The sequence below is a fragment of the Klebsiella sp. WP4-W18-ESBL-05 genome (assembly GCF_014169075.1).
Lineage (GTDB): Bacteria > Pseudomonadota > Gammaproteobacteria > Enterobacterales > Enterobacteriaceae > Kluyvera > Kluyvera ascorbata_B.
Genome location: NZ_AP022057.1, coordinates 3,853,648 through 3,869,669, shown reverse-complemented (window position 1 = coordinate 3,869,669; position 16,022 = coordinate 3,853,648). Strand labels below are relative to the sequence as shown.

The 16,022-nt window shown below is 59.6% G+C and carries 9 protein-coding genes and 1 riboswitch; of the genes, 7 read left to right on the top strand and 2 right to left on the bottom strand.

Features of this window, described 5'->3' with window-relative positions; all coding sequences use genetic code 11:
* Window positions 1-138: 138 nt before the first annotated feature.
* Genes ptrA through recD form a run of 3 tightly spaced genes read left to right on the top strand, consistent with a single transcriptional unit; the run spans window position 139 to window position 8,398 of the window.
* Window positions 139-3,021, top strand: coding sequence for a pitrilysin (gene ptrA, locus H7R58_RS18420; RefSeq protein WP_182930088.1), 2,883 nt, complete (start codon window positions 139-141; stop codon window positions 3,019-3,021).
* On the top strand, window positions 3,018-6,563 hold the full coding sequence (recB, locus tag H7R58_RS18415; RefSeq protein WP_182930591.1) for an exodeoxyribonuclease V subunit beta: 3,546 nt from the start codon (window positions 3,018-3,020) through the stop codon (window positions 6,561-6,563). Before ptrA ends, recB begins: the two co-directional genes overlap by 4 nt.
* Window positions 6,560-8,398, top strand: a complete 1,839-nt coding sequence (gene recD, locus H7R58_RS18410) for an exodeoxyribonuclease V subunit alpha (RefSeq protein ID WP_182930089.1) — start codon at window positions 6,560-6,562, stop codon at window positions 8,396-8,398. Before recB ends, recD begins: the two co-directional genes overlap by 4 nt.
* 135 nt (window positions 8,399-8,533) lie before the next feature.
* Here the strand turns inward: recD and argA are convergent, their stop codons facing one another.
* Entirely contained in the window at window positions 8,534-9,865 is a 1,332-nt protein-coding gene (argA, locus tag H7R58_RS18405; protein WP_106925942.1) for an amino-acid N-acetyltransferase, read from the bottom strand.
* Window positions 9,866-10,094: 229 nt separating this feature from the next.
* Here argA and amiC point away from each other — a divergent pair, with 229 nt between their 5' ends.
* Window positions 10,095-11,345 (top strand): N-acetylmuramoyl-L-alanine amidase AmiC, encoded by a 1,251-nt coding sequence (gene amiC, locus H7R58_RS18400; protein ID WP_106925944.1) that lies wholly within the window; start codon window positions 10,095-10,097, stop codon window positions 11,343-11,345.
* 6 nt (window positions 11,346-11,351) lie between these two features.
* Window positions 11,352-12,428: a threonine-phosphate decarboxylase CobD gene (cobD, locus tag H7R58_RS18395; protein WP_182934457.1), complete on the top strand. Its 1,077-nt coding sequence runs from the start codon at window positions 11,352-11,354 to the stop codon at window positions 12,426-12,428.
* Here the strand turns inward: cobD and H7R58_RS18390 are convergent.
* Window positions 12,413-13,282 carry an L-threonine kinase gene (locus tag H7R58_RS18390; RefSeq protein ID WP_182930091.1) on the bottom strand — a complete coding sequence of 290 codons (870 nt, stop codon included), beginning with the start codon at window positions 13,280-13,282 and terminating at the stop codon, window positions 12,413-12,415. The two genes, cobD and H7R58_RS18390, sit on opposite strands and share 16 nt — an antisense overlap.
* Before the next feature lie 133 nt (window positions 13,283-13,415).
* Window positions 13,416-13,594: riboswitch (cobalamin riboswitch) on the top strand.
* A gap of 95 nt (window positions 13,595-13,689) precedes the next feature.
* Here H7R58_RS18390 and H7R58_RS18385 point away from each other — a divergent pair.
* Together H7R58_RS18385 and cbiB are read left to right on the top strand one after the other, a co-directional pair.
* The gene (locus H7R58_RS18385; protein ID WP_106925950.1) at window positions 13,690-15,063 is read left to right on the top strand and encodes a cobyrinate a,c-diamide synthase; all 1,374 of its coding nucleotides are present in this window, start codon (window positions 13,690-13,692) and stop codon (window positions 15,061-15,063) included.
* Window positions 15,060-16,019 carry an adenosylcobinamide-phosphate synthase CbiB gene (gene cbiB, locus H7R58_RS18380; protein ID WP_182930092.1) on the top strand — a complete coding sequence of 320 codons (960 nt, stop codon included), beginning with the start codon at window positions 15,060-15,062 and terminating at the stop codon, window positions 16,017-16,019. The genes H7R58_RS18385 and cbiB overlap by 4 nt, the downstream gene beginning before the upstream one ends.
* Window positions 16,020-16,022: the final 3 nt, after the last annotated feature.

The window sequence follows — 16,022 nt, the reverse complement described above, 5'->3', positions numbered from 1 at the left end:
CAAGCGGAGTTGTTCATTTAGTATGCATAACGCGTCACGGACCGATGAGTGGCAGCCAGCCAAAGCCAGCGCCCAGGCCAGGAACTGCCCGCATAAGCATTAAGATTCAGCTGTATTTGTTAATGGTGAGGTCCGTGAATGCCCCGCAGTATCTGGTTGAGTATCGTTGTTTTTGTTACCGCCCTTTGGGCGACCGTAGGTCAGGCAGACACCGGATGGCAGCCGATTCAGGAAACCATCCGCAAAAGTGAAAAAGACACCCGTCAGTATCAGGCGATTACGCTGGATAACCACATGGTGGTGCTGCTGGTGTCCGATCCCCAGGCGGTAAAATCGCTCTCGGCGCTGGTGGTGCCGGTCGGTTCGCTGGAAGATCCTGACGCACACCCCGGCCTCGCGCATTTCCTTGAACATATGACGTTGATGGGCTCAAAGCATTACCCGCAGCCCGATAGCCTCTCGGAATTTCTCAAGCTGCACGGTGGCAGCCATAATGCCAGCACCGCGCCGTACCGGACGGCGTTCTATCTTGAAGTGGAAAATGATGCACTCCAGGGAGCCGTTGACCGCCTGGCGGACGCCATAGCCTCGCCGCTACTGGAGAAAAAATACGCCGATCGAGAACGCAATGCGGTGAATGCCGAGTTGACCATGGCGCGTACCCGAGACGGGATGCGCATGGCGCAAGTCAGCGCAGAAACCATTAACCCGGCGCATCCGGGGGCGCGTTTCTCCGGCGGCAACCTTGAAACGCTAAGCGATAAGCCCGGCAGCCCGGTTTACGAATCGCTGCTGGCATTCCGCGACAAATACTATTCTGCCAATCTGATGAAGGCGGTTATCTACAGCAACAAACCGCTGCCGGAGCTGGCGCAGATCGCCGCGCAGACCTATGGTCGCGTCCCTGATAAAGCGATTGCGCGTCCGGAAATTACCGTCCCGGTCGTCACCGATGCGCAGAAAGGGATTGTTATCCACTACGTGCCGGCGCTGCCGCGAAAAGTGCTGCGCGTTGAGTTTCGTATTGATAACAACTCTGCGCAGTTCCGCAGCAAAACCGACGAACTGATCACCTATCTTATCGGCAACCGCACGCCGGGCACGCTATCCGACTGGCTGCAAAAACAGGGGCTGGTGGAAGGGATCCGTGCCGACTCTGACCCGGTAGTGAACGGCAACAGCGGCGTACTGGCAATTTCCGCCACCTTAACCGACAAAGGCCTTGCCCACCGCGATGAAGTCGTAGCGGCTATCTTTAGCTACCTTGAGATGCTGCGCCAGAAAGGCGTGGATAAACGCTATTTCGACGAGCTGGCGCACGTGCTGGACCTCGACTTCCGCTACCCGTCAATCAACCGCGACATGGACTATGTCGAATGGCTGGCGGATACCATGATCCGCGTGCCGGTGCAGCACACGCTGGATGCGGTCAATATTGCCGATCGCTATGACGCACAGGCAATCAAAGATCGTCTGGCGATGATGACGCCGCAGAATGCACGAGTCTGGTACATCAGCCAGAAAGAGCCGCATAACAAGGTGGCCTACTTTGTTGATGCGCCTTATCAGGTGGATAAAATTACGCCGGAGACGTTTGCCAGATGGCAGAAGGCGGGCGAGGGCATTACCCTCAATTTACCGCAGCTGAACCCGTATATTCCGGATGATTTCGCGCTGATTAAAAACGAAAAGACCGCTACGCACCCAACGCTTATTGTCGATGAGCCCAACCTGCGCCTGGTCTATATGCCGAGCCGCTATTTTGCCAGCGAGCCGAAGGCTGATATCACCATGATCCTGCGTAACCCGCAGGCGATGGACAGCGCGAAAAATCAGGTGATGTTTGCCCTGAACGACTATCTGGCGGGCATTGCGCTTGACCAGTTAAGCAACCAGGCGGCGGTGGGCGGCATCAGCTTCTCTACCGGTGCGAATAATGGCCTGATGCTGAATGCCAATGGTTACACCCAGCGCTTGCCGCAGCTTTTCGAAGCGCTGTTGCAGGGCTACTTCAGCTATGCAGCAACAGAAGAGCAGCTTGAGCAGGCGAAGTCCTGGTATAAGCAGATGCTCGACTCTGCTGACAAAGGCAAAGCCTATGAACAGGCGATTATGCCGGTACAGATGATTTCACAGGTGCCGTACTTCCAGCGTGAAGAGCGTAAAGCGCTGCTGCCGTCGATTACGCTGCAGGATATTGTGGCCTACCGCGATCGCCTGAAAACCGGCGGCCGGCCGGAGTTTATGGTGATTGGCAACCTCAGCGCCGAGCAGTCGACGACGCTGGCGCGTGCGGTCCAGTCTCAGTTTGGTGCTAACGGCAGCGAGTGGTGCCGCAACAAAGACGTACTGGTTGATAAAAAGCAGAACGTTATCATCGAGAAAGCGGGTAATAGCACCGACTCCGCGCTGGCGGCGGTGTTTGTACCGCCTAACGTCGACGAGTTCTCCAGCTCGGCTGCCAGCGCGATGCTGGCGCAGATTGTTCAGCCCTGGTTCTATAACCAGCTGCGCACTGAAGAGCAGCTTGGCTACGCCGTCTTTGCTTTCTCAATGAACATAGGTCGCCAGTGGGGCATGGGCTTCCTGCTGCAAAGCAACGAGAAGCAGCCTGCGTTTTTATGGCAGCGCTTTAAGGCTTTCTTCCCGACCGCTGAGCAAAAGCTGCGGGTGATGAAGCCGGAAGAGTTCGCGCAAATTCAGCAGGCAGTGATTGCCGACATGCTTCAGGCACCGCAAACGCTGGGCGATGAAGCCTCGCAGCTGAGCAAAGATTTCGATCGCGGTAATATGGCCTTTGATTCACGTGCTAAAGTAGTGGCCCAGATTAAACGGTTAACGCCGCAAAAGCTGGCCGATTTCTTCCACCAGACGGTCGTTGCGCCGCAGGGCATGACGGTACTTTCGCAGGTTTCCGGTAGCCAGAACGGCAAAGCGGACTATGCGCGTCCTAAGGGCTGGAAGGCATGGGAAAGCATCAGCGCGTTGCAGCAAACTTTACCGATACGAGAGAACGAATGACCGAAACCGCCGAGTCCCTTGATCCCCTGCGTTTGCCCCTCTACGGTGAGCGCCTGATTGAAGCCTCTGCGGGCACTGGAAAAACCTTCACCATCGCCGCACTCTATCTGCGGCTGCTGCTGGGGCTGGGCGGAGAAGCCGCCTTTCCCCGGCAGGTTAACGTCGAAGAGCTGCTGGTCGTCACCTTTACCGAAGCGGCAACCGAAGAACTGCGTGGGCGCATTCGCAGCAATATTCACGAGCTGCGCGTCGCCTGCCTGCGCAACGCCACCGATAACCCGCTCTACGCCAGCCTGCTGGCGGAAATCGATGACCGCCAGCAGGCGGCCAACGTGCTGCTGCTGGCCGAGCGGCAGATGGACGACGCAGCGGTGTTTACCATCCACGGTTTCTGCCAGCGAATGCTCAGTCTCAACGCGTTTGAATCCGGCATGCTGTTCGAGCAGCAGCTGATTGAGGATGAATCCCAGCTACGCTATCAGGCCTGCGCCGACTTCTGGCGACGTCATTGCTACCCGCTGAACCGCGATATTGCACAGGTGATTGTCGAGTCGTGGAAAGGGCCGCAGGATCTGCTGAAATCGATTGACCGCTACCTGCAAGGGGAAGCGCCGCAGCTGAAGATGCCGCTGAGTACGACAGAAACGCTGGCATCACGGCATCAGCAGATCCTCGAGCACATCAACGCTATCAAACAGCAGTGGCTGGCGGCGGTAGGTGAGCTGGAGCCGCTGCTGGAAGGATCGGATCTCGATCGCCGCAAGTTCAACCGTGGCAACCAGGGAAAGTGGATCGATAAGATCAGCAACTGGGCGCAGGAAGAGAGCAAAACCTACCAATTGCCCGACGCGCTGGAAAAATTCAGCCAGTCGTTCCTCGCCGAGCGCACCAAAGCCGGCGGCAAGGTTCCCGTTCACCCCCTGTTCAGTGCTATTGAGCGCCTGCTTGAGTCGCCGCTGACGCTGAACGATTTGGTCATCGCCCAGGCGATGAAAGAGATTCGTGAAGCGGTCGCTCGTGAGAAACGCCGCCGCGGTGAACTGGGCTTTGACGACATGCTAAGCCGTCTGGATGAAGCGCTGGAGAGTGAAAGCGGCGAGGCGCTGGCTGCCGCTATCCGTCAGCGTTTCCCGGTAGCAATGATCGATGAATTCCAGGATACCGACCCGCAGCAGTACCGTATTTTTCGCCGTATCTGGCGTCAGCAGCCGGACACCGCGCTGCTGCTGATCGGTGACCCGAAGCAGGCGATTTACGCCTTCCGCGGCGCGGATATCTTTACCTACATGCGGGCACGCAGCGACGTGGCCGCCCATTACACGCTCGACACCAACTGGCGTTCCGCGCCGGGCATGGTGGCGAGCGTCAACCGCCTGTTCGGGCTGGTTGATAACCCCTTCATGTTCCGTGATATTCCGTTTCAGCCGGTGAAGTCGGCGGCGAAAAATGCCTCGCTGCGCTTTGAGTTTGACGGCGAAAATCAGCCGGCCATGAACCTATGGCTGATGCCCGGCGAAGGCGTTAGCGCGGGGGACTACCAGAACTTTATGGCTCAGCAGTGCGCGGCGCAGATTCGCGACTGGCTGGACGGTGGCCAGCGCGGCACGGCCCTGCTGTGGCGCGGTGACAGCGCCCGCCCGGTGCAGGCTTCGGATATTACGGTGCTGGTGCGTAACCGCCAGGAGGCATCGCTGATTCGCGATGCGCTCAACGCGCTGGCGATCCCGTCGGTCTATCTCTCCAACCGCGACAGCGTGTTTGAAACCCCGGAAGCCCAGGAGCTGCTGTGGGTGCTGCAGGCGGTGCTGACGCCGGAGCGTGAAAATACGCTGCGCAGCGCGCTGGCGACGGCAATGTTTGGCCTCAACGCGCGGGATATCGAACGGTTAAATCAGGATGAACAGGCCTGGGATGCGCTGGTTGAAGAGTTCAGCGATTACCGGCTTATCTGGCAGCGGCGCGGCGTGATGCCGATGATTCGCGCGTTGATGAGCGCGCGTTCGCTGGCAGAAAATCTGCTGGCGACCCACGGCGGCGAGCGGCGCTTAACGGATATTCTGCACCTGAGTGAATTACTGCAGGAGGCGGCGAGTGCACTGGAGAGCGAGCACGCGCTGGTGCGCTGGCTGAACCAGCAGATTGCGGAACCGGATACCAATGCGTCCAGTCAGCAGATGCGTCTGGAGAGCGACAAGCACCTGGTGCAGATAGTCACTATCCACAAATCGAAAGGGCTGGAATATCCCCTGGTGTGGCTGCCGTTTATCGCTCGCTTCCGTAAAGAGAAGCAGGCGTTTTATCACGACCGGGAATCGTTCGCGGCGGTGCTGGATCTCAACGAAAGCGATGAAAGCCTTGAACTGGCGGAGGCCGAGCGTCTGGCTGAAGATCTGCGTTTGCTGTACGTCGCCTTAACCCGAGCGGTCTGGCACTGCAGCCTGGGGCTCGCGCCGCTGACCGCGCGACGCAGCGATAAACCCACGGATTCCGAATTACACCACAGCGCGCCGGGAAGGCTGATGCAGAAAGGTGAAGTGCGGGATGCCGCTGGCCTGGAGGCGTGTCTGCGCGCGCTGTGCGATGAACATATTGCGCTGACGCTCGCGACGCCGCCGAACGGCGAGCGCTGGCAGGCGACACAAGCACCCGCACCTGAACTGGCGGCGCGGCAGGTGCTGCGTCGCGTCGTGGACGACTGGCGGGTGACCAGCTATTCCGGCCTTCAGCAGCGTGGTCACAGCGTGGCGCAGGATCTGCTGCCGAGGCTGGATATTGATGCTGCGGGCACGGCAGAAACGCCGCCGGAGCAGCTGCTGACGCCGCATAATTTCCCGCGGGGTGCATCGCCGGGCACCTTCCTGCACAGTCTGTTTGAAGACCTCGACTTCACTCAGCCCATTTCAGCGGAATGGATGGCGGAAAAACTGCAAAGCAACGGTTTTGGCGAAGAGTGGGAGCCGGTACTGACGGCGTGGATTTCTCAGGTGCTGGCCGCTCCGCTGGCGGATACGGGCATTGCGCTCAATCAATTGAGTGCAAAGCAAAAACAGGTTGAAATGGAGTTCTATCTGCCGATAAGCCGCCCGCTTGATCCGCTGGCGCTGGATGCCTTAACCCGCCGCTATGATCCTCTCTCGGCAGGCTGCCCAACGCTGGACTTCCGCCAGGTACGCGGCATGCTGAAAGGCTTTATCGACCTGGTTTTCCGCCACGACGGGCGCTATTACCTGCTGGACTACAAATCCAACTGGCTCGGGGAAAGCGGCGAAGCCTACACCCAGCAGGCGATGGCGGAGGCCATGCAATCGCATCGCTACGATTTGCAGTATCAGCTCTATAGCCTGGCGCTGCACCGCTATCTGCGCCACCGCCTTGCCGACTATGACTATGAACGCCACTTTGGCGGCGTTATTTACCTGTTCCTGCGCGGCGTTAACGGCGACGCGGGGCAGCAGGGGATTTTTACCACCCGACCTGACCCGGCGCTGATCGCAGCAATGGATGCGCTGTTCGCCGGAGAAGGCGAGGAGATGGACGCATGACGCTGGAACAACGTTTGCTGGAAGCCGTGGAACTACGGCTGCTTCGCCCGCTGGACGTACAGTTTGCGCTGATGGTCGCACAAGATGAACACCCGGCGGTGATGCTGGCGGCGGCGATGCTCAGCCGTGATACCGGCGAAGGGCATGTTTGCCTGCCGCTGTCGCACCTGACGCCTGTCGCGCAGCCGAAAGGCCGCGCGCGCGAACTCTGGCAACGGCTGTTTGCCGAAGCCGATGCGCCGGACGATTGGGCCACGCTGCTGCTGGCCTCGGCGGCGGTGAGCGCTGGCGAACGCCCGTCGCCGCTGATCCTCAGCCGCGATCGCCTGTACCTTAACCGCATGTGGCGTAATGAGCTGACGGTCGCGCGCTTCTTCAACGATACCCAACTGCCGTTCGCAGTGGACGACGCGCAGCTTAACGCAACGCTGAACGCGCTATTTCCCGCGAGCGAAAGCGTCGACTGGCAAAAAGTCGCTGCCGCCGTGGCGCTGACGCGGCGTATTTCGGTGATTTCCGGCGGGCCGGGCACCGGTAAAACCACGACGGTAGCCAAATTGCTGGCGGCGCTGGTGCAGATGGCTGGGGGCGAAAAATGCCGTATCCGCTTAGCGGCGCCAACCGGTAAAGCGGCGGCAAGATTAACCGAGTCCCTTGGCGCGGCGCTGCGCAAGCTCGCGCTGAATGAGGCGCAAAAGGCGATGCTACCGACGGAAGCCAGTACGCTGCACCGTCTGCTGGGCGCGCAGCCCGGCAGCCAGAAGATGCGCTATCACGCGGGTAACCCGCTGCACCTTGACGTGCTGGTTGTCGACGAAGCGTCGATGATTGACCTGCCGATGATGGCGCGGCTGATTGACGCGCTGCCGTCGCATGGGCGGGTGATTTTCCTCGGCGACCGCGACCAACTGGCATCGGTTGAGGCGGGGGCCGTGCTGGGCGATATCTGTAGCTGGGTCAGCGCGGGGTATACCGCCGAACGAGCGGCACAGCTGAGCCGTCTGGTGGGGGCAACGGTCCCGGCGGGCGACGGCCCGGTCGCTGGCGCACTGCGTGACAGCCTGTGCCTGCTGCGAACCAGCTACCGTTTTGGCAGTGATTCAGGTATCGGGCAACTGGCCGGCGCGGTGAACCGAGGCGACAAGAACGCCGTCGGTGAAGTCTTCGCCCGTGGTTTTCACGATATCGAACTGAAACCGCTGCGCTCGACGGATGATTATGCCGCGATGCTCGATGATGCACGCGCCGGCTACGGTCACTATTTACAGCGACTGCGAGAGCAGGCCGACCCGGCAGAAGTGCTGGCGGCCTTTGGTGAGTACCAGCTGCTGTGCGCGCTACGCGAAGGGCCGTGGGGCGTGGGCGGGCTAAACGCCCAGTTTGAGCAACTGCTGGCCCGTCATCGTCAGATCGTGCCGCAGCGCCATTCGCGCTGGTATGAAGGCCGCCCGGTCATGATCAGCCGTAACGACAGCGCTCTGGGGTTGTTCAACGGTGATATAGGTATCGCACTGGACCGCGGGCAGGGGATGCGCGTCTGGTTCCCGATGCCGGATGGTACGATTAAGTCGGTACAGCCAAGCCGCCTGCCGGAGCACGACACCGCGTGGGCGATGACGGTGCATAAATCTCAGGGGTCTGAATTCACGCACGCGGCGCTGGTTCTGCCGACACAGCTGGTTCCGGTGGTGAGCCGCGAACTGGTGTATACCGCCATTACCCGCGCAAAATCGCGGCTGTCGATGTATGCCGATGAAAACCTGCTGGCGCAGGCGATTGCCACGCGTACGGAACGGCGTAGCGGCCTGTCGGCGATTTTTGCAGAGATGGAATAGAGTGGTGAAGAGGGGCGCGGTGTGCCCCCTCTCTCTTTTTAAGGGAGAGGGCTGGGGTGAGGGTTTAACGCCGAGCCAGAATTTCCCCTCACCCTAACCCTCTCCCCATAGGGGCGAGGGGACAGTTCGGCGCCGCTATGCTAAGTCCGTCATCAGCACCTTCGACCGTCGCTGATAGTTATAAAGCTGTTTCTTACTTTCCGGCAGCAATTCCACGTCTACCGGCTTAAACCCGCGCTCCTGGAACCAGTGAATGCTGCGCGTGGTCAGTACAAACAGGTGATTCAGCCCCATTTGCTTCGCCTGAGCGGCTATCCGCTCCAGCAGCACCTCGCCACGCGATGAACTGCGGTAGTCCGGATGTACCGCCACGCAGGCCATTTCGCCAATTTTTTCTTCCGGGAACGGATACAGCGCGGCGCAGGCAATGGTGGTGTTATCACGCTGAATGATCGTGAATTTATCGATCTCCATTTCCAGCTGTTCGCGGGAGCGGCGCACCAGAATACCCTGCTGCTCCAGCGGGGCGATAAGATCGAGAATACCGCCGATGTCGTTAATGGTGGCGCGGCGAATTTGCTCGGCGCTCTCCATCACGATTTGCGTACCAATACCGTCGCGGGAGAACAGCTCTTGCAGCAGGGCGCCGTCTTCCTGATAGCTTATCAGGTGGCTACGGCGTACGCCGCTGCGGCAGGCTTTCACCGCGCCGCGCAGGAAGCGCGCGGTACCGGAAAGGTAATCGCCTTCCTGCTCCAGCTCTTCGATGCGCGCCTGCGCTTCGTTCGGGAACAGCTCGGGAACAATTTCGCCCGCTTCGTTATACACGCCCTGCGACGAGCAGAAGCCGATCATTTTTTCAGCCTTCAGCTTAATCGCCAGCTGGGTGGCAATTTCTTCCGAAGTCAGGTTAAAGCTTTCGCCGGTCACGGAGACGGCCACCGGCCCCATCAGCACAATCGCGCCGCTATCGAGCTGGCGGTGAATGGCCTCTTCATCAATACGACGAATACGCCCGCTGTGGCAGTAATCAATGCCGTCGTCCACGCCAAGCGGCTGCGCGATAATAAAGTTACCGCTCACCACGTTGATGTGTGCCCCCTGCAGCGGGGTGTTATTCAGGCTCATCGACAGACGCGCGGTGATATCCAGCTGCAGCTGACCGGCCGCCTGCTTAACCAGTTCAAGGGTTTTGCTATCCGTCACGCGAATATGTTTATGATACGTGGGCTGATGGTGATGCTCTTCCAGGTTCGCATCAATCTGCGGGCGCGCGCCGTACACCAACACCAGGCGAATACCCAGACTGTGAAGTAGGCCTATGTCATTGACAATGCTGGAAAAATTCTCATGCTCAATGGCTTCGCCGCCGAGCATGATGACAAACGTCTTCCCTCGGTGAGCGTTAATATAGGGGACTGAATGACGAAACCCCTCGACCAGTTCGGTTCTACGTTCCTTCACCACGGCGCAACCCTCAATGCATGAATATTCGTAATAAGTGTATTTTTATTCTGTTTTGCCGCTAAACGCAAGCCGGAATTTACCTCAGGATGGCAAAAATTCGCGTCGAATTTCGCTTAACCAACGAATGTTTACCCTTTTATAGATGACAGTTTATCCCTCATTGGTTAGAGTTTTCGGTCAATCGTATTATGCGTAAATTACAATCGTCTTTTTTTGCCTGGGATGGAGCATGTCCGGAAGTCAGTCTTTGAGTCGTCGCCGCCTGTTAAAAGGGGCGGGCGCCATGTGGTTGCTAAGTGTCAGTCAGGTTGGTTTTGCTGCCGTCAGTCAGGTGGTGGCGGTCCGCATCTGGCCTGCGTCCAGCTACACGCGCGTTACGGTGGAATCCAACCGCGTGCTCAAGTACCGGCAGTTTGCGTTAAGCAACCCGGATCGCCTGGTGGTCGATCTCGAAGGGGTGAATCTTAACTCGGTGCTGAAAGGGATGGCCGCGCAGATCCGCGGCGACGATCCGTTTATTAAATCCGCGCGCGTGGGGCAGTTTGACCCGCAGACGGTGCGCATGGTGTTTGAGCTTAAGCAGGACGTCAAACCGCAGCTGTTTGCCCTGGCGCCGGTCGCCAGCTTCAAAGAGCGTCTGGTGATGGATCTTTACCCGGCCAACAGCAACGATGTGCAGGATCCGCTGCTGGCGCTGCTGGAAGAGTACAATAAAGACGGCCTCGAAAAGCAGGTACCGCCTGCGCAGAGCGGGCCTCAGCCGGGGAAAGCCGGACGTGACCGGCCAATCGTAATCATGCTTGACCCGGGTCACGGCGGCGAAGACTCGGGTGCGGTGGGGCTGTATAAAACGCGGGAAAAGGACGTGGTGCTGCAAATTGCCCGTCGCCTGCGCGCGCTGATTGAGAAAGAAGGCAATATGAAAGCCTACATGACGCGCAATGAAGATATCTTTATTCCGCTGAGGGTGCGGGTGGCGAAGGCGCAAAAGCAGCGCGCCGACCTGTTCGTGTCGATTCATGCGGATGCCTTCACCAGCCGTCAGCCGAGCGGCTCGTCGGTGTTTGCGCTCTCCACTAAGGGGGCCACCAGTACGGCGGCGAAATATCTCGCGCAGACCCAGAACGCCTCGGATTTGATCGGCGGGGTGAGCAAGAGCGGCGACCGTTACGTTGACCACACCATGTTTGATATGGTGCAGTCGCTGACCATTGCCGACAGCCTGAAATTCGGTAAAGCGGTGCTCAAGAAGATGGGGCAGATTAACAATCTGCATAAAAACCAGGTTGAGCAGGCAGGCTTTGCGGTGCTGAAAGCACCGGATATTCCATCGATCCTCGTCGAAACTGCATTTATCAGTAACGTTGAAGAGGAGCGCAAGCTGAAGACCGCCAAATTCCAGCAGGAAGTGGCCGAATCCATCCTCGCCGGGATCAAAGCCTACTTCGCCGACGGCGCGACCCTTGCGCGGCGCGGGTAACTTGCCATGTCGCGTCTGAAATGCGCCCACGGCGGGAATACGCGTGAAGCGGCTGCGCTGATGGGTGTCGCCGCTGACCAACTGCTGGATTTCAGTGCCAACATTAATCCGCTGGGTATGCCCGAGAGCTTAAAACAGGCCATTGTGGCTCAGCTAAGCTGTGCGGAACGCTATCCCGACGTTGAGTATCAGCAGCTGCATCAGGCGCTAGCGGCACATCACGGGGTTCCGGCAACGTGGATTCTCGCAGGTAACGGCGAGACGGAATCTATTTTTACCCTCGTCAACGGTCTGCAGCCGCGCCGGGCGATGGTGGTTGCGCCTGGGTTCGCCGAATATCGTCGCGCGCTGGAAACGCAGGGTTGCGTTATCGACACGTTTTACCTGCGCGAAGAGGACGGCTGGCAGCTGAGCGAGGCGATTCTCCCGGCGCTGACGGCTGAACTCGACTGCCTGTTTCTCTGCACGCCTAACAATCCAACCGGGCTGATGCCGGAGCACACGCTATTGACGGCCATTGCTGAACGCTGCCGAGCGCTGGACATCGCGCTGATTCTCGACGAAGCCTTCCTTGATTTTATCCCCGATGCGCCGGGATTTATTCCTCTACTGGCGGAGTATCCCCACGTCTGGGTGCTGCGTTCACTGACCAAATTCTATGCTATTCCCGGCCTGCGCCTTGGCTACCTGCTCAACGGCGATGAACGGGCGGTCGCAAGGCTGCGCCAGCGGCAGATGCCGTGGTCAATCAATGCGTTCGCCGCGCTGGCCGGCGAGGTGATTCTCAACGATAGCGCCTACCAGCAGGCCACTCGCCGCTGGTTGGCCGATGAAGGGGCGCGCTTTTACCGTGCGCTCAGTAAGATTGACGGGATCACGGTTTACCCCGGGCGAGCCAATTACCTGTTTCTGCGCTGCGAGCGCCCCGACCTTGAGCTGCAATACGCGCTGCTGGAACAGCAGATTTTAATTCGCAGCTGCGCTAACTACCCGGGGCTCGACGGGCGCTACTTCAGGGTGGCCATCCGCAGCGCCGAAGAAAACCAGCGGCTGCTGGCGGCGCTGAGTCAGGTACTGAGCTGAACGCCACCCGATACCGACGTTCGCAGATGCAGCTGCGGCCAGTGCGCCGCTAACGAACGTTGCCCCAGCGCCCAGCGCAGATACTCTACATCGTGACGGCGGCGGTCGAGCATCAACCCGACAACGCTGCCGCTGTGCGCTACGTTCAGGCCATACAGGCTGCATGATTCAACCAGTGCCAGCAGCGCCGCAAACCCCGGCTTGGGCAGCAGAGTCTGGCTGGCGGTGGCGCTGAGTGTCGCCGCTTCGCCCAGCAGGCCAGCATCCTGACGTCTGCAGGCGCTTTGCACTTTTTCCCATGCCAGATCGAGCACCCCGGCGTTTGCCTCCAGCACCGCCTGGCGGGGTAATCGGTGATAGTCGACGGTGCGAAGCCGTAGCGGGCTTTCCAGTACCAGAAGGTCGAAATGCGGCGCGGGCTGGCAGGCAATTTGCGTGCGCGCGTGATGATGATCGAACAGGGTGGGGGCACAAAATAGCGTGCTGTCCGTCGGCTCCAGCGAAACGCATAGCGCGGCGAGCGCCGATTCGCTGAGCGTCTGGCCCAGATGATGCGCGGCGGCAACGGCGGTGGCGGCGATATCGGCGGTGCTGCTGGCCATTCCCTTAGCCAACGGAATCGTTGAGTGAATCTCTATGCGCAGCGAACGGCTTAGCGCCTGTGGATAGCCCAACTGGGCTAGCAGCCGGTTGAGCATCGCCCGCGCCAGGGGGCGCTCGTCGGCAAGCGGCGTTCCGTCGCGCACTTCCACCGTGCTGTACCAGTCAATCGGGCAAGAAACCAGCTTCTCACTGCCGAGAATCCAGCCCTGAATAAGTTCCCCACAGGAGGCGGGACAGCGCGCCACGCTCATGATTTTCCTTGCTTTGCCGAACGAAATATAACTACCGTAAATAAATCTGCCGGTATTGTCATAGCGCAACGAAATCCTTCTTTTGCGGCGCTAGAGTAACCTGTTTTTATTTTATGCGGGCCGACGTGCCGGTATAAATCTGCAACCAACAGGTTTGGCATAGATTATGTGCCAGGGAAGGAGGTGTAAACCCTCCGCAGCCCCCGCTGCTGTGATGCTGACAACCCCGTACACACCACTGATCGACAGATCGGGAAGGACGGGCGAGGATGACGCTAAGCCAGAAGACCTGCCTGTTGGCCATTAACAACAACTTCGGTGGGAAGTGGGTTGCTTTGAGTCGAACGGTCTCCGGACCGGGCGCACGCACGGCTATACCCGATGACCACCCTGCATAGGGTCAGGGTATGGCAGCCAGACAGCACGCATTTGTTCTCGCCGGGACCGGCAGCGGCTGTGGTAAAACCACGGTAACGCTGGGTCTGCTTACGCTGTTACAGCGACGCGGCCTGCGGGTTCAGCCTTACAAAGTCGGGCCGGACTACCTTGATACCGGCTGGCACAGCGCCCTTAGCGGCGTTACCTCCCATAATCTCGACAGCTATATGCTGCCTGCCCCCACGCTTAATGCGCTGTTCTGCGAACATATGCAGCAGGCCGATGTTGCCGTCATTGAAGGCGTCATGGGCCTTTACGATGGCTACGGCACCGACCCTGATTATTGCAGCAGCGCGGCGATGGCGAAACAGCTGGGCTGTCCGGTGATTCTGCTGGTGGACGGTAAGGCGGTTTCAACTTCTATTGCCGCGACGGTGATGGGGTTTCAGCACTTCGATCCCCGCTTGAATATCGCTGGCGTCATCGTGAATCGCGTCAACAGCGAGGGCCACTTCCAGCTGCTTAAGCACGCCATTGAACGCTACTGCGGCCTTCCTGTGCTGGGCTATGTGCCGCACGTGGATGGCGTATCGTTGCCGGAGCGCCATCTTGGGCTGGTCACTGCCCGAGAATCGGCGCTCGACAATGGGCCATGGCAAGACTTTGCTACCGTGCTGGAGCGAACGCTGGATGCCGATCGTCTGCTTGAACTGAGCGCATTGCGCACTTTACCTTCCGGCCAATGGCCGCCCATGCCGGACTCCGGCGCGGGGCTGACGCTCGCCCTTGCCGATGATGAAGCCTTCAACTTCTACTACCCGGACAATCTGGCACTGCTGCTGCGTGCTGGCGTGAAGATTGTGCGCTTTAGCCCGCTGCATGACGCGGTGCTGCCCGATTGCCAGATGATCTGGCTCGGCGGCGGTTACCCGGAACTGCACGCCCGTGCCCTTGCAGATAACCAGCCAATGCTGACGCAGCTGCGCGCGGCGCACGAGCGCGGCGTGGCGATTTACGCCGAATGCGGCGGCCTGATGTACCTTGGCACCACGCTGGAAGATAAGAACGGTGATACCTACGCAATGGCCGATATTCTGCCCGGCCACAGCAAAATGGGCTCCCGGCTGACCCGCTTTGGCTACTGCGAAGCGCAGGCGCAGCAGCCAACGCTGCTCGCTGCTCCCGGCGACGTGCTGCGCGGCCACGAATTCCACTATTCCGATTTTACCGCCCAGACGCCTGCGGTGATGGCGTGCCGTAAAACCCGCGACGGCGCGGTGCTCCAGCAGTGGGCCGGTGGCTGGCAACGTGGCAATACTTTTGCCAGCTACCTGCATCTCCATTTTGCTCAGAACCCGTCGATGCTCAACCACTGGTTTGCCGCCGCAAGGAGTGCCCAATGACGCTGCTGGCCTGGTGCCTGGCCTGGGGGCTTGATTTCATCATCGGCGACCCGCACAGCTGGCCGCATCCAGTGCGCTGGATAGGCAACCTGATTAACGCCGTGCAGCGCGCGGTGCGCAGGATGTGTCATACCGACCTTGCGCTGCGTATTGGCGGCGGGGTGATGTGGCTGGTGGTAGTGGGGCTGAGTTACGCCGTTGCCTGGGGCGTGCTGCGCCTCGCCGCGAGCGTGCATCCGTGGCTGGGTTTTGGCGTTGAGGTGTGGATGATTTTCACGGTGCTGGCCGGGCGCTGCCTGGCGCAGTCGGCGCAGGCGGTCGAACGTCCGCTGCGGGCAGGCGATCTTGCCGAAAGCCGTATCAAGCTGTCGTGGATTGTCGGGCGCGATACCTCACAGCTACAGCCGGAACAGATCAACCGCGCGGTGGTGGAGACGGTGGCGGAAAACACCGTCGACGGCATTATCGCGCCGCTCTTCTTCCTGTTGCTCGGCGGCGCGCCGCTGGCGATGGCCTACAAAGCGGTGAACACCCTCGACTCGATGGTGGGTTACAAGCACGAAAAATACCGGGCAATTGGCATGGTCAGCGCGCGTCTCGACGACGTGGCGAACTTCATTCCCGCGCGTCTGAGCTGGCTGCTGATTGGCCTTGCCGCCTTTATCTGCCGCGATAATGGCGCGCGCGCGCTGCGTATCGGCTGGCGCGACCGTAAAAACCACAGCAGCCCCAACTGCGCCTGGTCTGAAGCGACCGTCGCCGGGGCGCTGGGCATCCGTCTTGGCGGCCCTAACGACTATTTTGGCGAGCGGGTGAACAAGCCGTGGATTGGCGACGCGCATCGCCCGATTGCCATTGATGATATTTCCCGAACGATTCGACTGATGTGGGTAGCGTCAACGCTGGCCCTGCTGCTGTTTATGGCGGTCAGGTTCTGGCTTATCGGCGTGGCCTGAGGA